Source organism: Borrelia anserina Es, assembly GCF_001936255.1.
GTDB classification, from domain to species: domain Bacteria; phylum Spirochaetota; class Spirochaetia; order Borreliales; family Borreliaceae; genus Borrelia; species Borrelia anserina.
The window spans coordinates 290,519-311,856 of record NZ_CP013704.1 but is presented as its reverse complement, the minus strand read 5'-3'; the positions used below and the strand labels follow the sequence as shown (position 1 = coordinate 311,856).

The window sequence follows — 21,338 nt, the reverse complement described above, 5'->3', positions numbered from 1 at the left end:
AATGATAATTGCCGTTCTTCTTTATTTATTTAATTTTTCTAATTTATATTCATTTTTGGAGTTTCAAAAGGGTGAGAAATTTGATTTGGTGAGTGATTTTGGAGAATCAAGAGATGGCGATTTAAGTATTGGTATAAGATTGAGATCTCTAGATACGCACTTTTCTATTTTTTCAGACAATTATGAAATTTTATATTCTAGAAATAAGATGAGTGAATACGATGGGAGCATCTTAATCATTTTTGATAAAGATTTGAGTCTTTGTTTGGAATTTTTTGGTGATTTTGTACATAAAAATGAGAAAGTTTTTTTGAAAAATAATAATAGAGTTTTTGATGTGGTAGTTATTGATCAGTATAGTGGTCAGATAGTTAATCCTTTATTTGTGATAAAGAATAGGAATAATTTAAATATTGGGTCTTCCTTTTTTTTGGGTAATATCCTTTTAAAAGGTAAGGATAATACAATGTTTGAGTTAAAAGGAGATGTAAATCTAGATTTAGAGTTGGGTAATTATAGTCTTATTCTAAATTTTTTGAAAAAAGACGTTAGTAGTTTAAAATCTCTTAATGGTATTTATTATTTTGAAGTATTTCTAAATAATAATAGTATCTTTCGTGCTGATTTTCAGAGTATGTCTTTAGAGGATAATTCATATATTTTATGTGAAAATAAGGATTATAATTTAGATATTTTTAACATAAAAAAAAATAAAGGAAGCATTGAGATAAATAGTCTTGAATTTACTAGTGGTAGTAATGAGATTAAGATCAAGTATGGAGATGTTTATAGTACTGAGCATAGTTTAACTTATAGGTTTACACTTAATGAATAACATTTTTCATACTCCTGTACTTCTTGATAAAATTATTGATCTTTTAGAAACTGTAAATATAATTGAAAGATTCGTTTTTGTTGATTGCACTCTCGGGGAAGGTGGGCATTCAAGGGCAGTGCTTAGTAAGTATCAAAACATAAGTGTTATTGGAATTGAAAGGGATTCTATTATTTTAGATAGGGCAAAAAAGTCTCTTGCAGAATTTAAAGGGAAAATTTCATATTTTAATGCCTGGTTTGATGATTTCTTTTGTGAATATTCTTTAGGTAATAAAGCCAATTTTATTTTGGCTGATCTTGGTATTTCTATGTTTCATTACAAGATGAGTGGGAGGGGTTTTTCTTTTTTTGAAGATGAAAGATTAGATATGAGACTTAATCCTGATATTGGAGGTCTTAGTGCTTATGAGATTGTTAATACTTTTGATAAGGAAAGTCTTGAAAATTTAATATATGAGTTAGGTGGTGAATATTATTCTAAGAGAATTGTTAAATCTATCTTAGAATATAGAAAAATTAAAAAAATAAGAACTTCAAGAGAACTTCAAAACATAGTTAGCAAAGCATATCCTAAAATAAAACTTAAGATAAATCCAGCAACTAAGACTTTCCAGGCGCTAAGAATTTATGTTAATGACGAGCTTTTTCGTTTAAAGAGAAGCTTGCCATTATGGGTAGAAAGCTTATCAAGGAATGGGATCTTAGCTATTATTACCTTTCATTCGCTGGAAGATAAGATTGTAAAAGAGTTTTTTAAAGCTTTAGATAAAGAACAATATTGTATACTTACTAAAAAGCCTATAATCTCAAGCTTTGAAGAGAAAAGATGCAATAATGCATCAAGAAGTGCTAAGCTTAGAGCCATAAAAAAATTAGTATGAGTAAGATAGGAAAAATTGAAGTTAGGTTATACTTTGTATTAATTTTGATATTAACAATTGTAATATGTCTAAATATTTATCTTAATTTTAGGTATGTTGTAAAGTTGCGTGAGTTTGATGATTTAAATGATGAACAAGATAATATTATTGATGAGAATTTTAGGTTGCTAACCATAATATATGAACTTCAAAGTATTGATAGAATAGAAGAACTTAGTCGAGATTATTTGGATTTAGAAAAAAAGGATAGTAAGGATATTAATGTTATTAGGCGATAGGATTTGTGAGGGTGTTTGGTGGATATAAAAATTGGGGATATTGTAGAGTCTTTAGATGATATTAAGTTTATTGGTTATTCAAGTAGTATGCAAAGGTTTGTATCGTTTTATTCACTTGACAGTCGTGAGATAAATGCAGAGAATAGTAGTGCTAGTCTTTATTTTGCGTATAAAGGTGACAAGATAGATGGATTTTGTTTTGTTGAATATTTAATTGGTGTTGGTGTTAGATGTTTTGTTTGTTCTAAGGATTGTGAGCATTTGTGTGTTGAGTATTTAAACAGGAATAAAGATTTGGTTTTTTTGCTTACTAGTAATGTAGTCATTTTTCTTCAAAACTTGGCAGCCCATTTTATTAAAAGAACAAGTTTTAAGAGGATAGCTATTACTGGTAGTAATGGAAAGACTACGACAAAAGAAATGCTTTACAGCATATTGTCAGAGAAGTATAAAACTTGTAAGACTTGGGGCAATTTAAATTCGGATATTGGACTTCCTCTGAGTGTTTTAAGAACTAAGGGAGATGAAGAGTATGCTGTTTTTGAAGTTGGTATCAGTTACGTTGGAGAGATGAACTTGCTTGCTAAGATATTAAATCCCGAAATTGTTATTGTAACAAATGTAAGTTATGCTCATATGCAAGCTTTTGAGAATCTAGAAGTTGTTGCTTCTGAGAAGGGCAAGATAATAACTGAAAGTGTTCAGGTAGTCATCTTGAATGAGAACTGTCCTTATCATTCTCGTTTAAGAGATATAGCCAAGTCTATTAGTTCGGGGATTAATATTTTTTATTTTGATTTTCATGCTCTTCAAATTAGGTCATTTACGTTTTTAAATGAGAAATTTTCTTATGATTTTACTTATAAAGGGTTTGATTACTCTATTTTGTTACCTGGTAAGCATAACATTTTTAATGCAATATCTTGTATTAATTTAGCCTTATTGCTTGGACTTAGCGAGAATGAGATTCGTAATGGACTGATACATGCTGATTTTCAAAAGGGTAGGGCAGAGCTTTTAAGAGTAAAGGACTATTTGGTTTTAAATGATTCTTATAATGGTAATTTAAGTTCATTTATGGCTTTAAAGGAAATGGTTTTAGATCTTGAAATTAGAAGTAAAAAATTTATTGTTCTTGGTTCTTTTAAAGAACTTGGAAAATTTGAGTATGAAGTACATAAAACGGCAGTTAAAGAGGTTATTTTAATGAATTTTGATAAAGTATTTTTAATTGGTGAGGAATTTCAAGAAGTAAAGAGGATTGAAAAGTTAACCTTAGATAATTTATTTTACTTTAGTAATTTTGCGGATTTTATTGCCTGTTTTGTGAATAATTTGGAATCTGGATGTTTTATTGCTATTAAAGGATCAAGGGCAAATAGGCTTGAAAGGGTGCTTGGCTATCTTTAAGGGTTAACGGGGGAGGATTTGTGTTTTATCTTTTAGGTCTTAGATTGTTAAAATATATTACTTTTAGAGCCGCTTATGCTACTATTTTTGCATTTTTGCTTGCTTTGATTTTTGGTCCGTTTATTATCTTAAGGCTTAAAAAACTAAAACTAGATCAAATTTTAAGGGAAGATGGTCCAAAGCGCCATTTAAGTGAGAAGGCGGGAGTTCCTACTATGGGTGGTATTCTTATTTTTTTTTGTGTTTCAATCTCTTTGATTTTCTGGATTAATCTTTGGAATATTTACTTTTTAATTATACTTTTTGTCATGGTTAGTTTTGCCTGCTTAGGATTTATAGATGATTTTCTTAAGATAAAAAGAAAAAATTCAGATGGTCTTAATCCTAAGTTTAAGATTTATGGTCAGATATTATTTTCTTTTACTTCAGTTGTTATGCTTTATTATTTTGGCGGAGAGCATGTTAGCGTAATTTATTTTCCATTTTTTAAGTCTCTCAAATTGGATTTGGGGATTTTGTATATTCCATTTGGGATGTTTATTTTAATATCTGCTTCTAATGCTTTTAATTTGACAGATGGACTTGATGGACTTGCTATTGGACTTAGTATTGTTATAACGGGGGCTTTAGTCATAATTGCATATCTTACAAGTAGAGTGGATTTTGCGTTTTACTTAAATATTCCAAATATTAAGGGTTCTGAAGAGCTTGTGATATTTCTTGGAGCTTTGCTTGGTGGTAGTTTTGGTTTTTTATGGTTTAATGCGTATCCTGCTAAAATAATGATGGGTGATACCGGTAGTCTTTCAATCGGAGCAGTTCTCGGAATGACAGCTTTGATCTTAAAAAGTGAGATTCTTTTTGCAATTCTTGCAGGAGTTTTTGTGGTTGAGACTTTATCTGTAATTATTCAAGTTTTAGTTTATAAGAAAACTAAGAAAAGAGTGTTTAAAATGGCACCGCTTCATCATCATTTCGAAGAACTTGGGTGGTCTGAAATGCAGGTTGTTATTAGATTTTGGATAATGGGTCTAATATTTGCTATAATTGCCTTAAGTACTCTTAAGATTAGATGAGTTTAAATTGGCCGTTATGTTTGTGGAGAAATCCTATCTTAGGGAATGTTATTTGCTTGTTTTATGGTCTCTTATTGCTTATGGTATTATTGTATTTTATACATCCTCATTTTTTTTAAGTCTAGAGCTTACAGGGAATCCTAATTTTCTATTCTTAATGCGACTTAAATACCTTCTTTTAAGTTTTACTGTGTTTTTTATTTTTGAGAGAATTTCTTTAAATTTTTTAAAAGAGACTGTTGCTATTATACTACTTTTGACTTTTACATTAGTTTTGGCAACTTTTTTTTCCCCTAGTATTTCTGGGGCGCAAAGGTGGATATTTGTACAAGGAGTTAGTATTCAGCCTTCAGAGATTTTTAAGGTGTCTTTTACGATTTATCTTTCAAGCTATTTGAGTAAGTTTAGATTAAAGTTCGATAATAATATCTTTTATTGGCTTAAACCTATGTTAATTTTTGGTATTTTTTGGTTGCTTATAATTTTGCAAAATGATTATTCAACAGCTATTTATTTTGCTATTCTTTTTTTTATTGTTTTATTTGTTTCTGGAATATCGTTAGGATATATTTTTGCTATTTTATTCACTTTTGTTCCGATCTCTATGCTTTTTTTAATATTTGAACCTTATAGGGTTGCTCGAATTTTTGCATTTTTAAATCCTTATGATGATCCTTTGGGAAAGGGATATCAAATAATAGCATCACTTAATGCTTTAAAGAGTGGTGGTCTTGTGGGAAAGGGTCTTGGAATGGGTGAAATCAAGCTTGGTAAACTTCCTGAGGCTAATTCTGATTTTATTTTTTCTGTTCTTGGAGAGGAATTGGGCTTTTTAGGAATTTGTTTTGCTATTGTATTGTTTTTTTTATTTTTTTATTTTGGATATTTTGTTGCTATCTTTGCTAAGACTAGATTTAGGTTTTTTATTGCATTTATTTCAAGTCTTACAATTTTTCTTCAAAGTATCATGAATATTTTAATTGCGATTGGACTTTTGCCTCCTACAGGTATAAATTTACCATTCTTTTCATCAGGTGGTTCTTCTATTGTTGTTACAATGGCGCTTTCTGGACTTATTGCAAATGTTTCTAGAGATATTGAAGGTAGATAGTTAAATTTTTATCAAAATGGTAGTTTAATTTTAAATCTATGTTGATTTATAGAAAATTTTTGATTATGTATATTTACGTAATAATTTCTATCATATTGCTTGAAATTATTTTTATTATTTTTATTTCCCCTTATTTCTTAATTAGGTACATTAGTTTTAATGATGGTATTCATATTTCTAAAGAAGATATATTAAGTATTTCAGGAATTAGACCTAATACTTATTATTATGATGCTGATATTAGTACTTATGAGAAAAATATTATGAGGGATTTGAGAGTGAAGAATGTGAAAGTAGAACTTAAATTTCCTAATACTATTAGAATTAATATAGAAAGAAGAGTTCCTATCGTTACTGCTTATGAGAATATTGATGGTGGTTTTGTCTATTATTTTATTTCTTCAGATGGTGTAATTTTAGAGAAGTGTAAAGATTTAATTTATGATTTGCCTATAGTTAGTGGGTTGAACTTAAATGGTAATGAAGTTGGTGATTTTTTAGAGGATAGAATACTGGCTATTATAAAGAACCTTAACTATGTTAAAATAAATCAAAATACTTTGTATAATTTAATATCGGAAATTAATTTTTTGAAGTTGAATTTTTATGATTACAAGATTATTTTGTATATAAAAAATATATATAATAAGATATTAATAACAACGGATATGAATTTAATAAGTGTAATGCATAAGGTATTCATGATATCTGATTTACTTAAGGGAACGTCTGGTGCTGTTGATTTAAGAAGTGGTGATATCATTTTGTTAGGAGAGAATTAGTGTCTAGAGATTTAATAGTAGGATTAGATGTTGGAACTTCCAAGATTTGTACTGTTGTTGCTGAGGTAAATTTGAATAATCAGTTAGAAATAGTAGGAATAGGCACTAGTGTATCAAGAGGCGTTAGGAAAGGAGTCCTTATAAATATTGAAGCGGCACTTGATTCAATTTCCAATTCTATTGAGGCTGCTGAGCTTATTTCTGGGTGTGATATTAATACTCTTTCTGTTTCTATGTCGGGTAGTAGCATTGAAGGTACTAATTCTCGTGGGGTTGTTGCAATAAATTCAAAAACTAGAGAAATTGATAATGAAGATGTTGAGCGTGTTATTGAAGCTGCTAAAGCAATTGTAATTCCGATGGATAGAGAAATTTTACATGTGATTCCTCAAGAATTTATTGTGGATGGAATTCCTCATATAAAAAATCCAATAGATATGATGGGAATTCGTCTTGAAGGTGAGGTGCATATTATTACGGGATCTAGTTCTTCGAGTCAAAATTTAGTTAGATGTGTTAATCGTGCTGGATTTTCTGTTGATGAAGTTGTTCTTGGAAGCTTGGCCTCATCTTATGCTACTTTATCTAAGGAAGAGAGAGAAATGGGTGTTTTGTTTGTTGATATGGGTAAAGGTACAACAGACATAATTCTTTATGTTGATGGTTCTCCTTATTATACTGGTGTAATTCCTATTGGCGCAAATAGAGTTACTCTTGATATTGCACAGGTATGGAAAGTACCTGAAGATGTTGCTGAAAATATTAAAATAACAGCTGGCGTTGCTCATATTTCTGCCCTTGAGAGTCAAATGGAGAGCGTTATTATTCCTAATCTTGGGACTAGACCGCCTCAAGAGAAGAGTCGAAAAGAATTGGCTATAATAATTAGTTCAAGACTAAGCGAGATTTTTGAGATGATAAAAGCTGAAATAATGAAACGAGGTTTTTATAATAAGATTAATGGGGGAATTGTTTTAACTGGAGGAGGAACTTTGTTTCCTGGTCTTTCTAATTTAACAGAAGAGATATTTAAATATCCATCAAGAATAGGATTTCCAATGAATATTAATGGAGTTGGAGAGGAATATATTGATCCCAAATTTTCTTCAGCTCTTGGTCTTGTTCTTTATAAACATGAACAGCAAAAATTCAATAAATTAAATAAAGGAAATAATAAATCTAAGAAACAAAGTAAAATATCTTCAAAATTGAAAGGTTGGTTTTTGAAGGAGTGGTTTTGACCAATCATGGAGGAAGTTTAATGAAAGATTATAATATTATTGATAGTCATTCAAAAAGGTTTGATTCTGCTACAAATCCTACGGTTCTTAAAGTAATTGGTGCAGGCGGTGGAGGTAGTAACGCTGTCAATCGTATGATTGAATATGGAGTGAGGGATGTTGAATTTATTGTAGCAAATACTGATCTTCAAGCTCTTCAAACTTCTATTGCTCCAATAAAGATTGCCCTTGGAGCTAAAGTTACCTCAGGTCTTGGAGCCGGTGGTAGACCTGAAATTGGACAAGCTGCGGCAGAAGAAGATATTGATATTATTAAGAATCATCTAGCAGGTGCTGATATGGTGTTTATTACTGCTGGGATGGGTGGAGGTACTGGAACAGGAGCAGCTCCTGTTATTGCTCAAGTAGCGAAAGAACTTGGAATTTTAACTGTTGGAGTTGTTACTAAGCCTTTTAAATTTGAAGGTCCTAAAAAAATGCGTCTAGCTGAGCAGGGAATAAACAACTTAAGAAAATCTGTTGATACTTTAATTATTATTCCAAATCAAAAACTTTTAACTGTTGTTGATAAGCGAACTACAATTAAGGATGCCTTCAAGAGAGCTGATGATGTTTTAAGAATGGGTGTTCAGGGAATTGCAGGTCTTATTATTGAGCACGGCGAAGTTAATATTGATTTTGCTGATGTTAAGAGCATTATGCAAGGACAAGGTGATGCTTTAATGGGTATTGGTTATGGTAAAGGTGAAAATAGAGCAGTTGATGCAGCCACTTCTGCTATTAGTAATCCTTTGCTTGAAGAAGTTAGAATAGAAGGTTCTAAAGGGCTTCTTGTTAATATAACCGGAGGTGAAGATTTTTCATTGCTTGAGCTTGAAGAAATTATGGGAATAATTACTGCTAGTGTTGATGATGAAGCTACCGTAATATATGGTCATGCAATTAACTCAAATCTTGATGATGAAATTTATGTTACAGTTGTTGCTACTGGTTTTTCTTCTAAGAGGCAGAGTGATTTGTCTGGAACTCTTGAAAATAATACTTTAAGTTCAAAAGAGTTTGATAGTTTAATGTCAGGTAGTCAAGATGCTTCAGGGAGTGCTTATGAGGCTAATGATAATTTTATAGCTAAGTCAAGAAGTGTTAATTATTTTGAAGATGATATTGATGTTCCTACATTTCTTAGAAATTTAAATAAAAAGAGTAGTGACAATTGAATGAAAAAATGGGCGTTAATATTTTTGTTTTTAGTTTCTTGTGGAGATAGATCTAAGGAAAAAGTCAATCTTGGACTTAGAATAAGAGAAATCGAGCTAGCAGGGGGGAAGTCGTTAGAAAAAATTGAAGTTTATAAGGAATTTATTGATAAAGAAGAGCAAAATATTTTAAAAGTAATAAATTCCATTGATAAAAAGGCTAGATTTTTTAGTTTAATTGGACTTGAACTTATTAAGCTTGGTCAATATGGACCTGCTATTGAGTATTTTAATAAAAATTTAGAGTATGGGCCAGATAATTATTTTTCGCATTTTTATATAGGAATTTCTTCTTATAATTTAGCTAAAGGGATGGCGACTAAAGAAAAAATTGAGGAGTATTTCATTCTTGCCGAGAATTCTTTTTTAAAATCAATTTCTATTAAAGGTGATTTTAAGGAAGCTATTTTTGCTCTCTCTACTATGTATGTTTATGATCTTGATAAACAGTTAGAAGCTAAGAGATATTTAAGTAAGCTTGAGTCTATGGGAGAGGATTATTTTGAATTTTTTATGTTGCGAGGTGCAAATTATTATTCTCTTGGAGATTTTGATAATGCTTTATTGTTTTACAGAAAGGCAAAGAGTAAAGCTTCAACTCAAGAGCAAATAGAGGGAGTTGATAAAATAATGAATAATTTTAAGTAACTTTTATGTTTAAATTGATTTATGTTGATAATTTAAGGTTCTTAAGGAGTGAAGAAAAACTTAAGATTTTTAATGCTTTTGATTTAAGTGATCTTTGTAAGTTAAGTTTAAAAGATATTTCTAATTATTTATCTAGAGATTTTAGAAAAATTCATAGACTTCCTAATTTAAAATTGGTAGAATTGCAGCAAAAAATTATTAATAAAACAGGTGCAAAGGTTGTGAGTCTTGGCTCTAAAGATTATCCTTTAAAGCTTAAGAGGATTTATGACCCTCCATTTGCTGTTTATTATAAGGGTAATCTTCCAAGCCCTAATTTCTTGTCGTGGGCTGTTGTTGGTTCAAGGCAAATCAGTAGGGATTTGGTCGATAAAATTAAAGAGTTGTCATCTCACCTTGTTAGTAATCATGTGGAGGTCATATCTGGATTTGCAATAGGAGCTGATATTGCAGCACATCTAGGTGCAATCAATGAGGGAAAAAGAACATATGCAGTTATTGCGACAGATATTGATAATATTTATCCAAAGCGAAATAGGAAATATGTCGCTAGTCTTTTAGAAAATGGTGGAGGTGTTCTTACTGAAACTTTGCCTTATGAGAGGATACAGAGTTACTTTTTTGCAAAGAGGAATAGAATAGTAGCTGGTCTTTCGGATGCTATTTTTATTACCTATGCACCGAGGAAATCAGGGGCCTTGATTACTGCTGAGCTTGGACTTGATTTAGGTCTTGATATTTATGTCTATAACATTGATTATTCTGGTGATGGTGCTAGGATTTTATATGATTCTGGAGCTCAAGAGATAAAATCAGTACCAGATCTTTATAGGATATTAAATGTTCATTATAATGAGCCAGAAATTGGTGGTGATTTAGATGTCTGTTGTGTAGGTAAAGATATATCGAGTATGCTTATTAATGAATTATTGAATGAAATATCTAAATAGGGGGGGATATCATGAGTTTTAAAGGAACTACGGTTATTGCAATAAGGAGGGGAGGGAAAACTGTAGTAGCAGCAGATGGGCAAGTAACTTTTGGATATACTGTTTTAAAGTCCAATGCTGTAAAAATAAGAAAATTAGTTAATGGAAAAATTTTAGCAGGATTTGCAGGTTCAACTTCTGATGCTATTACTCTTTTTGAGAAATTTGAGGAAAAAGTTAAAGCTAGAGAAGATGGAATTATTGATATTAAAAGGGCTGCTGTGGAGCTTGCTAAAGATTGGAGATCTGACAAAATACTTCATAAACTTGAAGCAATGATGCTTGTCGCTGATTCTGAGAATATTTTATTAATTTCAGGTACTGGAGATGTTGTCGAACCTGAAGAGGATGTAATATCAATTGGTAGTGGAGGAAATTATGCATATTCAGCGGCGCTTGCTTATATGGAAAATAAAAAATTAAGTGCTTCTGATATTGCTTTTAAGTCTTTAAAGGTGGCAGCAAGAGTTTGTATATATACAAACTCAAATATTGTACTTGAGGAGATTAGTTAATGGATAAGATTGAAAATCAAAATATAGTACCTAAAGAGATTGTTGCAGAATTAGATAAATATATAATAGGACAAGTCGAAGCCAAAAAATTGGTTTCAATTGCTCTTGTTAATAGGTATATAAGATCTAAGCTTCCTAAAGAAATAAGGGATGATGTAATGCCTAAAAATATTATTATGGTTGGGTCAACTGGAATAGGTAAAACTGAAATTGCAAGAAGGCTTTCGAAATTTATTAAGGCTCCTTTCATTAAAGTTGAAGCTACAAAATATACTGAGGTAGGTTATGTGGGTCGTGATGTTGAGTCTATGATTCGTGATTTGATGAGTATTGCAGTGAATATGGTCAGAGAAGAAATGTATGATTCTGTTCGTGAAGAGGCTATTAAGCGTGCTGAAGAGAGAATTATCGATAAACTTTTAAAAGCTTCTGAGAGTTCTGAGGATGATAATGCAAGTGATGAGGAAAAAAGGGTTCGTGAACAATTAAGAGAAAAGTTTAGAAAACAATTAAAAAGTGGGGCTATTGATGACAATCTTATTGATGTTTATGTTTCAGGCAAGATGCCTGTTTCTACTATAGAGATATTTTCTGGTAGTAATTTTGAAGAGATTGATATGAGTATTGGAGGGTTAATTAATAATATATTTGATAGGAAGAAGCGAAGGGAGTTGAAAATCAAAAAAGCCAGGGAAATAATCATATCTGAAGAACTTGATAAATTAGTTGATCATGAGAATATTGTAGAGATTGCTAAATCAAGAGTTGAGAATATGGGAATTGTTTTTATTGATGAAATCGATAAGATAGTTACTAAAAATAGGACTGGAAATGATGTATCCAGAGAAGGTGTTCAGAGAGATATTTTGCCAATTGTTGAGGGTTCTAAGGTTAATACGAAATATGGTATAGTAGATACTTCTCATATTTTGTTTATTGCTGCAGGTGCTTTTAATTTGTCAAAACCGTCTGATTTAATACCGGAGCTTCAGGGTAGGTTTCCAATTAAAGTTGAGCTTAAGAGCTTAAGTGTGGGTGACTTCAAAAATATTTTAAAGCACACTAAAAATTCCTTAATAAGGCAATATGTTGCAATGTTTAAAGTTTATGATTTGACTTTAACATTTAGTGAAGAGGCAGTTGATAGAATAGCTGAGCTTGCCTTTGATATGAATTCTGAGGGAGAAAATCTCGGAGCAAGAAGGTTGCATGGGGTCATGGAAAAGATTCTTGCCGATCTTTTTTTCGAGGCTCCCGGTAGCAAGTTAAAAAGAGTCGAAATAAATTTGGATTATGTTAATGAAAAAATCAAAATTAACGAACAAAAAGACTTAAATTATTATATAATATAGTAAAAGTTAGTTTTTAATGTGAGGGTACTAGCTTGAATAATTTTGAAAGATCAATCGATTTGACACATAGGTATTTAGATGTTCTTAGTTTAAGACAAAGTGTAATGGCTGATAATATTGCAAATGTAGATACTCCGAATTTTAAGAGGAGTAAAGTCACTTTTGAAGCTGAATTTGAACAAGCAATTTTAAGTGAAAGAGCAAGTAATTTAGCTTTGGTAAAAGGTAATGATAAACATTTAGATGGCTTTAAAGAATTAGAGTATTTAGACGTTAAACCTCGCAGAATGCTTGATTATCTTTCTACTTTTAATAACAATGGCAATAATGTTGATATTGATTCTGAGATGAAAAACCTTTTTCAGAATCAAATGATGTATAACTTGTTTACAAATATTCAGGCCCATCATTTTAAAAGTGTAAATATTGTAATAAAATAAACTATAACCTTAAGGGATATTATATATGGGATTATTTTCAAGTATTAATACTGCTTCAACAGGTTTAACAGCTCAAAGATTAAGGCTAGATGTTATTGCAAATAATATTGCAAATGTGGAGACTACTAGAACTTCTGAAGGGGGCTCTTATAGGAGACAGAGAATAATTTTTGCTCCAAGGGTTGTAAGTCCATATTGGAAGGGCCCTTTTATTCCTGATTATCTTGATAATGGGGTTGGTCAAGGTGTAAGAGTTGCTGGTATTGAGAAAGACAAGTCTCCTTTAAAGCTAAAGTATGATCCTACTCATCCTGATGCAATAAAGTCTGGAGATCTAAGAGGTTATGTGGAATTTCCTAATGTGAATGCCGTTGAAGAGATGGTAGATATGATATCTGCTGCCCGTTCTTATGAGGCAAATTCTACTGTCATTAATAGTAGTAAAGCAATGTTTAGAAGTGCATTATCAATACTGCAGAATTAGAGGGGGGTTTGTAGAAAATGAAAGTAGATTCTTTTTTTGCAGATAATAATATTTATTTAATTCGTAAAAATCCTTTGCATTTTGATAGAAATTTTTCTGATTTTGATGTTAAGCATGAGGAAAAGGCTAAAACTTTTAAAGAGTTATTCTTTAATTTGATATCTGAGGTGAATAATAGTCAATTAAATGTATTTGAAATGTCACAGCAAGCTATTTTGCACCCAAATAGTATTGATGTGCATGATATTGTAATAGCAATGGCTAAGGCTAATATGAATTTAAGTATTACAAAAGCTATTGTTGAGAAAAGTATAAAGGCTTATCAAGATGTAATTAATATTCGTTAAGGAGCTAGACATTTTGGGCAATTTGATTACTAAGTTTTTTGCATCAGTAAATGAGAGTTTGAAAAAGGCCAGTATGATTCAAAAAATGGCTTTTGGTGTTATTGCTTTATTTGTAATTCTAGCACTTATTTTTCTCATAAAATTTTCTACTAAAAAACAGGGGGTTGCTCTTTTTGGTGTTGGCATTAAGGATCAGTACTTGCTAGATAGAATAGTTCAAAGATTAGATAAAGAAAATGTTGAATATTCTATTACTTCTGATGGAAAGATTTACTTAAGTGACGAAAATATATCGAAGAGGATGAGAGCAATTTTTGTAAGAGAGGAGCTTGTGCCTGTGCATATGGATCCTTGGTCTCTTTTTGATATTGATAGATGGACTATTACAGATTTCGAGAGAAATGTTAATCTTAGAAGATCAATTACAAGAGCTGTTGAGCAGCATATTGTTGCTCTTGATGATGTTGATGCTGTTAGTATTAATCTTGTTATGCCTGAAAAGGCTATTTTTAAGGAATCACAAGAGCCAGTTAAAGCTTCTGTTAGAATTACTCCTAAGCCAGGGTCTGATATCATCACTAATCGTAAAAAGGTAGAAGGGCTTGTTAAGTTGATTCAATACGCTATTGAGGGTCTTGAATCAGATAATATTGCTATTGTTGATAATAAAGGGACTATTTTAAATGATTTTTCTAATTTGGGTGGCATTGATAGAATTGATTTAGCTGAAAAGGAAAGAAAGCTCAAGTTAAAATATGAATCTATGCTTCGAGATGAAATCGATTCCGCTTTAGGTAGGGTTTTATCTGTTGATAGATTTATGATTGCAAGAGTTAATGTGACACTTGATACTTCTCGTCAAACTACAGAATCAAAGGAGTATGCGCCTATTGAGATTGAGCCTCAGGATCCAAAAGTTTCTTATAACACAAGAAAAGTTAGTGATTCTACATTGATTTCTTCTCAAGTACATAAAAGAGAGTATGAAGGACAAGGTTATAGTCCATGGGGACCACCTGGTCAGGAGGGTAACACTCCACCTGAGTACCGGGATTTAAGTGATATTATTGGCAAGTCAAATGAATTTAAGGAAATAAAAAATGTTGCTCTTAATGAGAAGAAATCTTTAAGTGAGAAGGAGCCTGCTAGAATTGCAGGAATCTCTCTTGGTGTCTTTATAGATGGTGTTTGGGATTTTGTTTATGATGATTCTGGCAATTTTGTTATGGAAAATGGTATGCGCAAGAGGGAGTATAAGCCTATTTCTGATGAAGCTTTAAAAAACATTACAGATGTTTTGCAAAGTTCTTTTGAGTATAAGCCAGAGAGGGGTGATTCAATTACTGTGAGGAATATTGCTTTTGATCGAATGAATGAGTTTAGAAAGATAGATGAAGCTTATTTTGCGAGCGAAAAATTTAAATTTTTCGCTTTTATAGCAAGTATAATATTCGCATTATTAATATTAATATTTACAATATTTTTCGTTTTGTCTAGAGAGCTTGAGAGAAGAAGGCGTCTTAGAGAAGAAGAGTTTGCAAGGCAAGCACATTTAAGACGCCAGCAGGTATTAATGGATAATGAGGATATTGGTGTTGATGATGTTGTTGGTGGACTTAGAGAAGAAGATGAGCTTCAGAGTAATGCTGAACTTTTAGCTAGAGAAAAACCCGAAGATGTTGCTAAACTTATTAGAACATGGATTGTGAAGAATGTATAAAGGGTAATAATTTATATGGAAGAGCAAAAGGACAAAGAAATATTTGGTGTTTCTACTTTAACAGGGAAACAGAAAGCAGCTATTTTATTAGTTTCAATAGGTTCTGAAATTTCGTCTAAAATATTTAAGTACTTATCTCAAGAGGAGATAGAAGCTTTAACATTTGAGATAGCAAGACTTGATGTCGTTACTTCTGAGCTTAAAGATAGTGTTCTCTTGGAGTTTAAAGAGTTAATGATGGCTCAAGAGTTTATTCAAAAGGGTGGCATAGATTATGCTAGGGAGCTTCTTGAAAAGTCTCTTGGAACTCAAAAGGCAGTAGATATTATTAACAACTTAGGTTCTGCTTTGCAGTCAAGGCCTTTTGAATTTGTTAGAAGAGCAGATCCTGCTAATATTTTAAACTTTATTCAACAAGAACATCCGCAGACCATTGCTTTAATACTTTCGTATCTTGATCCTCAAAAGGCTTCATTTATTCTTTCTAGTCTTCCTACTGAAATTCAGACTAATGTTGCAAGAAGGATTGCATTGATGGATAGGACTTCTCCTGAAGTAGTAAGAGAAGTTGAAAGAGTGCTTGAGAAAAAGCTAGCTTCACTATCTTCAGAGGATTATACTTCAGCTGGAGGTGTTGATAATGTCGTTGAGATAATTAACATGGCTGATCGAAAGACAGAAAAGTTTATTATTGAGTCTCTTGAAGAGGAAGACCCTGAGCTTGCAGAAGAAATAAAGAAGAAGATGTTTGTATTTGAAGATATTGTTCTTCTTGATGATAGATCGATACAGAGAATTTTACGAGAAATAGATGGTCAGGAATTAGCAAAAGCTTTAAAATCAGTTGATGTGCCTGTTCAAGATAAGATTTTTAAAAATATGTCTAGGAGAGCTGCTGGTATGCTTAAAGAAGATATGGAGTTTTTAGGTCCTACTAGGCGTAAGGATGTTGAGGAAGCTCAGCAAAAAATTGTTTCTCTTATTAGGAAGTTAGAGGAGCAGGGTGAAATAGTAATTTCAAGGGGTGGCGAAGAAGATGTACTTGTCTGAGAAAGGAGTTATATTTGCCTAGGGTTTTATATAAATCAAAAGAAGTTGTAAATGTAGCAAAGTTGGAATTTGTTGAGATTGCAAATCCTATTTTTAAGTCTTTGGAAATTAAGAAAAAAGAAAGTGAAATTTCTGATATAGATAGCCGCAGCCTTAAGCTTCGCAATGAGCTTGAAGACTTAGAAAATCAGAGGGCAAAACTTCGAGAAGCAATTGAACATGAGCGTGAGCTTGCTAAAAAGGAGATAGATACTGAATGTTCTAAGCTTCTTGAAGAAGCTAAAGAACAAGCTAATAAAATAGTAAATTTGGCTAGTGAAAGAGCTGAGTTTTTGCAGAAAGAAGCTGAGGATAAAAAAGAGGCAATTGAGCGAGAATCTAATTTAAAAATTGAACAAATAGTTAAAGAACATGAAGAGAGATTAAAAAGAGAGTTTGAGATAGAGCTTGAAAGAGGAAGGAATGAAGGATATGATGCGGGATTTAAGAGGGGATGTGAAGATTTTGATCAAGTATTAGGTAAATTAAATAATATGGTATCTTCTTTGGTTGCAAAAAGAAAGGAAATTCTTGAATCTTCAGGTGAGCATATAATGAATCTTGTGATGCAGATTGCAGTTAAAGTTGTTAAAAAGATTATAGATTCTCAAAAAGGTGTTGTTATAGAAAATGTAAATGAGGCTTTAAAGAAAATCAAAAGTAAAACAAATATTGTTATTCGTGTCAATCTTGATGACATAGATATTGTGAATCATCAGAAGCATGAGTTTATTTCGAAATTTGATTTTATAGACAATCTGGAAGTTATTGAAGACATTAATGTAGGAAAAGGTGGTTGTGTTATTGAGACTGATTTTGGAGAAATAGATGCGCGAATTTCTTCTCAACTTGATAGAATAGAGGAAAAATTTAAGAATTTGTCTTCTATATTCTAGTGATTAGAGGAATATTGATGGACAACTTTTTTAATTGTTATTTAGAAGTATTGGATGATATTGAGACTATATCTCTTGTTGGTAAGGTAAAGAAAATTAGAGGACTTTTAATAGAGAGTTTGGGACCAAAATGTGGTATTGGTGATTTATGTTTAATTGTTAAGAATGAAAAAAAAATATATGCTGAAGTTTTGGGTTTTAATGGACCTTTTATTAGTCTTATGGCTTATGAAAGATTTGATGGGATTGAAGTTGGTGATAAAGTTTACTCTTTAAGTAAAAAACCTCAAATTAATCTTAGCGATGAATTACTTGGAAGAGTGATTGATTCTCTTGGTAGACCTATTGATAATAAGGGTCAATTTCTTGGTAATTATTATAAGGAATTAAGTTTTAGTAGTATTAATCCTTTAAATAGGGGTATTTTTTCTGAGCAGATAGTTACCGGTGTTAGGGTGGTTGATGGGTTTTTGCCAGTTGCAAAGGGGCAGCGTGTAGGTATTTTCTCAGGCTCTGGTGTTGGTAAATCTACTTTACTTGGTATGATAGCTAAAAATTCTAAGGCAGATGTTAATGTTATTGCATTGATTGGTGAGCGAGGTCGTGAGCTTAATGAGTTTATTAAGTATGATCTTGGAGAAGAAGGCTTTAAGAGAAGTGTTTTGGTTGTTTCAACCTCTGATGAATCTCCTATTTCAAGGTATAAAGGTGCTTATACTGCAACGTTGATAGCTGAGTACTTTAGGGATTGTGGTATGGATGTTATGTTATTGTTTGATTCAATCACAAGATTTGCAAATGCCAAGAGAGATATTGGTCTTTCTATGGGAGAACTACCTGCTACTAAAGGATATCCTCCTTCTGTTTTTGTAGAACTTCCTATTTTACTTGAGCGTTCAGGCCTTAATAGTAAGGGCAGTATTACAGGGTTTTATACTGTTCTTGTTGAAGGTGATGATTTTACAGAACCAGTAGCTGATAATATGAAAGCTATTTTGGATGGACATATTATTTTAGATAGGGATTTATCTGATAGAAAAATTTATCCTTCGATAAATATTCTGAGTTCAACTTCAAGATCGTTTCATAGAATAGTAAATTTTGAAAGACAGAAATTGATAGCTAAAATTAGAAATTTATTATCAATTTATAAAAGCCATGAGGATTTGATTAAGGCGGGAATTTATATGAAAGGTTCTAATAAGGAGGTTGATTTGGCAATTGAAAAATATCCAAAGATTATTGATTTTTTGTCTCAAGGAATACATGAAGAATTTGATTTTGAAAATCTGGATAATGAAATGAGAGAGATATTGTCTTGAATGATTTAATTTTTAAGAAAAAAAAATTTGAAAAAATATTGGGTGTTAGAGCTTATAATAAGAAATCTAGCGAAAATGATCTGATGAGAGTCAATAACAAAATTTCAGAAATAGAAGAATTTTTAGTAGAAAGCTCTAAAGATTTAAAAAAGTTAAATAATATAGATATTTTTTTACAAGGAAATTGTTTGGATTATTTGGCTTTTAAGAAAAAGAAAGAGTTAGAAAAGCTTGCAAAACTTAAGAAGGAGTATGAACAATACCATGATATTTATTTGAAGAAATACGGAGACGAAAAAAGGGTTGACATATTAATAAAAACTTTAAATAATACTATAACTAGAGAAAAAATAAGGAGCGCAAGATTATTTTTAGATGAATACGTTAGTTGCAAAATTTGTAAGGGATTAGGAAATAGTAATGAATAGTTTTTTGTCATTTTTTCTTAGATTTTTTTTGTGGTTATTTTTAGTTATTTTTTTCTTAGGATTTTCATTTTTTTTGGTTGATTTATTTGGTATATATCATACTAGAGATTATTTGCCTGTGTATATCAGGGCTTTACTTTTTAGAGAAGATACTGAGTCGCTTGAATATACAAATATTAGTCTTGACGAGATTAGAATGATAAAGGAAAAAGAGGCTATTTATATTAAAAGCCAGCAGGTTGAAAAATTGAGAGAGGAACTAAAAAAGAGAGAAGATAGTTTAAATAAGTTGGAAGCTGAACTTAATCAAAAGCAAAAAGATTTAGATTTGAAACAGAAAGTGATAGATGATATTGTCAATAAATATAGAGACGAAGACACAAATTTTGCACAAGCTGCTTTATATTTAATTAACATGCCACCGGAGGATGCTGTTAAGAGACTTGAAGAACTTAATGATGAAATAGCTATATCTTATATGCGTAAGGTGGAGGATATGGCTAAAAAGGAAGGGCGGGCATCTATTGTTCCTTATTGGCTATCTCTTATGGATTCTAAGAAGGCTGCTGTATTGATTAGAAAAATGTCTGTTAGTTCATTGGAGTGATAACATATGAATAATTTAAGAGAAGTTATTTCTGCTAATTTGTTAAATCTAAGCAGGGATTTTAATATTTTGAATGTGGGAAGTGTCTTGAATCAATCTAAAGGGTGTGTTTTTGCAAATTTTATTTCCTTAGAAAGTCAAAATCTGTCTAAATTTAGAGATTCAATACTGGAATTTGTAAGATTTTTAAAAAGTAATGGCCTTATAAATAAGAGTTTTAATAGTGTGTCTTTAAAATGTCCTTTGGCTTTTGAAAAACTTAGTGATAACGAGTTTGTTTCTGATTTAAAATCTTTAATAAAAAGGGTAGATAATTTATTTGATTTCGAAAGTTTGAAAGTTTTGAGTGAAAGTTTGTCTTTTAAGTCTGAGCTTGTTGATAAAACGGAAATGTTAAAGAATGTTGAGAAGGTTTTATCTGATCTTAATATTTTGTTTAGTAATGTAAATTCTCTTTTTAATTTTGATGTTTTAGGTATTGATATTGATTCTAGTCATGAAGATTTAAATGCTGTAAAGAGAAATAGGGGAAAGAATGTTATTAATATTGATGTTAAAAATTTTAAGAAAAATGATGGCGTTAAGGAATTTCTTGATTCAGGGTCTAGGCTTAGGTTAATTAATGGTGAGAATTCTGTTGGTAGATATGACCTTAAAGAAACTTTTGATGGATTTGCAAAATTTATAGGCGATCTTTCTAGTTCTGATGCGAAGTATATTAGAGAATCTTCTGTGAGTCAAATTGCTGATAATCTAATTTCAGAATGGAACTTAAAAGTTAATCACAATATTGTTAATAAAGCTAAAGTTGTGTTAAAATCGAATGATACAGGAGAAATTAGGTTAATTTTAAAGCCTAAGAGGCTTGGTAGTATAAGAATTAATTTGAATCTTGATTCTAATAATAATTTGTTAGGTAAGATAATAGTTGATAATCATAATGTTAAAACTCTTTTTGAACAAAATATGTATTCAATTAGTAAGATGTTAGATGATAATGGTTTTAATACTAGTTTGAATCTTTCTCTTGCAGGTACTGGTTCTGGATTTTTCTCTGGTAATTTTGAGGACGGTGTTGAGAGTCAGAATTCTTATTTAAGTAAGAATAAGGTCTTTAAGATTGAAGATGATGTTGAAATTTCTGATGATTTGGAAAAAAATATTAATTTTATTGTTTAAAGTGGAGGGGATATATGAGTACAATTGATAATATCAATCATTTGTTTAGTATGGGGCAGACTAGGAAAATGTATAATTCTAAGGTAGAAAGGGATGTTAAAGGAAGCAATCTTGGGCGAGATGATTTTTTGAAATTGCTTATTACTCAGCTTAAATATCAAGATCCTACAGATCCAATGAAAGATAAAGAGTTTATTGCTCAAATGGCACAATTTTCAGCTCTTGAGCAAATGACCAATATGAGTAAATCTTTTGAAAATCTTTCGTCTGCTCTTGGTATCAATAAAAATTTGGATCTATTAGGTAAAATAGTTGAATTTGAGCATGTTGATGGAGAGATTATTAAAGGTAAGGTTACAAATGTTAAAACCGGAGTGGTGCCACAAATTATGATTGATGGGAAGTATTATGTTTATAATAATATTTTGTCAGTAGGATTGGAGGAGTAAT

At 31.1% G+C, this 21,338-nt stretch carries 24 protein-coding genes; all 24 read left to right on the top strand.

Annotation, left to right across the window (positions count from 1 at the left end; translation table 11 throughout):
* Nucleotide 1 precedes the first annotated feature (1 nt).
* From N187_RS01495 to flgD, 24 genes are read left to right on the top strand one after another with little or no spacing between them, the layout of a single operon-like run.
* Nucleotides 2-835 carry a hypothetical protein gene (locus N187_RS01495; RefSeq protein ID WP_025419510.1) on the top strand — a complete coding sequence of 278 codons (834 nt, stop codon included), beginning with the start codon at nucleotides 2-4 and terminating at the stop codon, nucleotides 833-835.
* Entirely contained in the window at nucleotides 828-1,718 is an 891-nt protein-coding gene (rsmH, locus tag N187_RS01490; protein WP_025419509.1) for a 16S rRNA (cytosine(1402)-N(4))-methyltransferase RsmH, read from the top strand. Before N187_RS01495 ends, rsmH begins: the two co-directional genes overlap by 8 nt.
* Nucleotides 1,715-1,996, top strand: a complete 282-nt coding sequence (locus N187_RS01485) for a hypothetical protein (RefSeq protein WP_025419508.1) — start codon at nucleotides 1,715-1,717, stop codon at nucleotides 1,994-1,996. The genes rsmH and N187_RS01485 overlap by 4 nt, the downstream gene beginning before the upstream one ends.
* Nucleotides 1,997-2,014: 18 nt before the next feature.
* The gene (gene murF / locus N187_RS01480; protein ID WP_025419507.1) at nucleotides 2,015-3,406 is read left to right on the top strand and encodes a UDP-N-acetylmuramoyl-tripeptide--D-alanyl-D-alanine ligase; all 1,392 of its coding nucleotides are present in this window, start codon (nucleotides 2,015-2,017) and stop codon (nucleotides 3,404-3,406) included.
* Nucleotides 3,407-3,426: 20 nt separating this feature from the next.
* The gene (gene mraY, locus N187_RS01475; RefSeq protein ID WP_025419506.1) at nucleotides 3,427-4,482 is read left to right on the top strand and encodes a phospho-N-acetylmuramoyl-pentapeptide-transferase; all 1,056 of its coding nucleotides are present in this window, start codon (nucleotides 3,427-3,429) and stop codon (nucleotides 4,480-4,482) included.
* 52 nt (nucleotides 4,483-4,534) lie between these two features.
* Nucleotides 4,535-5,593: a putative lipid II flippase FtsW gene (gene ftsW, locus N187_RS01470; RefSeq protein WP_157883980.1), complete on the top strand. Its 1,059-nt coding sequence runs from the start codon at nucleotides 4,535-4,537 to the stop codon at nucleotides 5,591-5,593.
* A 38-nt stretch (nucleotides 5,594-5,631) separates the two neighbouring features.
* Nucleotides 5,632-6,375 (top strand): cell division protein FtsQ/DivIB, encoded by a 744-nt coding sequence (locus N187_RS01465; RefSeq protein ID WP_025419505.1) that lies wholly within the window; start codon nucleotides 5,632-5,634, stop codon nucleotides 6,373-6,375.
* On the top strand, nucleotides 6,375-7,616 hold the full coding sequence (ftsA, locus tag N187_RS01460) for a cell division protein FtsA (RefSeq protein ID WP_025419504.1): 1,242 nt from the start codon (nucleotides 6,375-6,377) through the stop codon (nucleotides 7,614-7,616). Before N187_RS01465 ends, ftsA begins: the two co-directional genes overlap by 1 nt.
* A gap of 20 nt (nucleotides 7,617-7,636) precedes the next feature.
* Nucleotides 7,637-8,833 carry a cell division protein FtsZ gene (gene ftsZ, locus N187_RS01455; protein ID WP_025419503.1) on the top strand — a complete coding sequence of 399 codons (1,197 nt, stop codon included), beginning with the start codon at nucleotides 7,637-7,639 and terminating at the stop codon, nucleotides 8,831-8,833.
* Nucleotides 8,834-9,520 carry a tetratricopeptide repeat protein gene (locus N187_RS01450; protein ID WP_025419502.1) on the top strand — a complete coding sequence of 229 codons (687 nt, stop codon included), beginning with the start codon at nucleotides 8,834-8,836 and terminating at the stop codon, nucleotides 9,518-9,520.
* A gap of 5 nt (nucleotides 9,521-9,525) precedes the next feature.
* On the top strand, nucleotides 9,526-10,470 hold the full coding sequence (gene dprA, locus N187_RS01445) for a DNA-processing protein DprA (protein WP_025419501.1): 945 nt from the start codon (nucleotides 9,526-9,528) through the stop codon (nucleotides 10,468-10,470).
* A gap of 11 nt (nucleotides 10,471-10,481) precedes the next feature.
* Complete coding sequence (hslV, locus tag N187_RS01440; RefSeq protein ID WP_025419500.1) at nucleotides 10,482-11,024, top strand: ATP-dependent protease subunit HslV; 543 nt, start codon at nucleotides 10,482-10,484, stop codon at nucleotides 11,022-11,024.
* Nucleotides 11,024-12,376, top strand: a complete 1,353-nt coding sequence (hslU, locus tag N187_RS01435; RefSeq protein WP_025419499.1) for an HslU--HslV peptidase ATPase subunit — start codon at nucleotides 11,024-11,026, stop codon at nucleotides 12,374-12,376. The genes hslV and hslU overlap by 1 nt, the downstream gene beginning before the upstream one ends.
* Nucleotides 12,377-12,408: 32 nt before the next feature.
* The gene (gene flgB / locus N187_RS01430) at nucleotides 12,409-12,816 is read left to right on the top strand and encodes a flagellar basal body rod protein FlgB (RefSeq protein ID WP_025419498.1); all 408 of its coding nucleotides are present in this window, start codon (nucleotides 12,409-12,411) and stop codon (nucleotides 12,814-12,816) included.
* Between the two features lie 25 nt (nucleotides 12,817-12,841).
* A complete protein-coding gene (gene flgC, locus N187_RS01425) occupies nucleotides 12,842-13,300 on the top strand; it encodes a flagellar basal body rod protein FlgC (protein WP_025419497.1) in 459 nt (152 codons plus the stop codon).
* A gap of 17 nt (nucleotides 13,301-13,317) precedes the next feature.
* Nucleotides 13,318-13,647 carry a flagellar hook-basal body complex protein FliE gene (fliE, locus tag N187_RS01420; protein WP_025419496.1) on the top strand — a complete coding sequence of 110 codons (330 nt, stop codon included), beginning with the start codon at nucleotides 13,318-13,320 and terminating at the stop codon, nucleotides 13,645-13,647.
* A gap of 13 nt (nucleotides 13,648-13,660) precedes the next feature.
* On the top strand, nucleotides 13,661-15,367 hold the full coding sequence (gene fliF / locus N187_RS01415) for a flagellar basal-body MS-ring/collar protein FliF (RefSeq protein WP_025419495.1): 1,707 nt from the start codon (nucleotides 13,661-13,663) through the stop codon (nucleotides 15,365-15,367).
* 15 nt (nucleotides 15,368-15,382) lie between these two features.
* Nucleotides 15,383-16,417, top strand: a complete 1,035-nt coding sequence (gene fliG / locus N187_RS01410) for a flagellar motor switch protein FliG (protein WP_025419494.1) — start codon at nucleotides 15,383-15,385, stop codon at nucleotides 16,415-16,417.
* Between the two features lie 14 nt (nucleotides 16,418-16,431).
* Nucleotides 16,432-17,352 carry a flagellar assembly protein FliH gene (fliH, locus tag N187_RS01405; protein WP_025419493.1) on the top strand — a complete coding sequence of 307 codons (921 nt, stop codon included), beginning with the start codon at nucleotides 16,432-16,434 and terminating at the stop codon, nucleotides 17,350-17,352.
* A 17-nt stretch (nucleotides 17,353-17,369) separates the two neighbouring features.
* Nucleotides 17,370-18,674 carry a FliI/YscN family ATPase gene (locus N187_RS01400; protein ID WP_025419492.1) on the top strand — a complete coding sequence of 435 codons (1,305 nt, stop codon included), beginning with the start codon at nucleotides 17,370-17,372 and terminating at the stop codon, nucleotides 18,672-18,674.
* Nucleotides 18,671-19,102 (top strand): flagellar protein FlbA, encoded by a 432-nt coding sequence (locus tag N187_RS01395; RefSeq protein WP_075550305.1) that lies wholly within the window; start codon nucleotides 18,671-18,673, stop codon nucleotides 19,100-19,102. The genes N187_RS01400 and N187_RS01395 overlap by 4 nt, the downstream gene beginning before the upstream one ends.
* Nucleotides 19,095-19,709 carry a periplasmic-type flagellar collar protein FlbB gene (locus tag N187_RS01390; protein ID WP_025419490.1) on the top strand — a complete coding sequence of 205 codons (615 nt, stop codon included), beginning with the start codon at nucleotides 19,095-19,097 and terminating at the stop codon, nucleotides 19,707-19,709. The genes N187_RS01395 and N187_RS01390 overlap by 8 nt, the downstream gene beginning before the upstream one ends.
* Before the next feature lie 6 nt (nucleotides 19,710-19,715).
* Nucleotides 19,716-20,888 carry a flagellar hook-length control protein FliK gene (locus N187_RS01385; protein ID WP_025419489.1) on the top strand — a complete coding sequence of 391 codons (1,173 nt, stop codon included), beginning with the start codon at nucleotides 19,716-19,718 and terminating at the stop codon, nucleotides 20,886-20,888.
* Nucleotides 20,889-20,938: 50 nt separating this feature from the next.
* Nucleotides 20,939-21,337: a flagellar hook assembly protein FlgD gene (gene flgD, locus N187_RS01380; RefSeq protein ID WP_233275066.1), complete on the top strand. Its 399-nt coding sequence runs from the start codon at nucleotides 20,939-20,941 to the stop codon at nucleotides 21,335-21,337.
* Nucleotide 21,338: the final 1 nt, after the last annotated feature.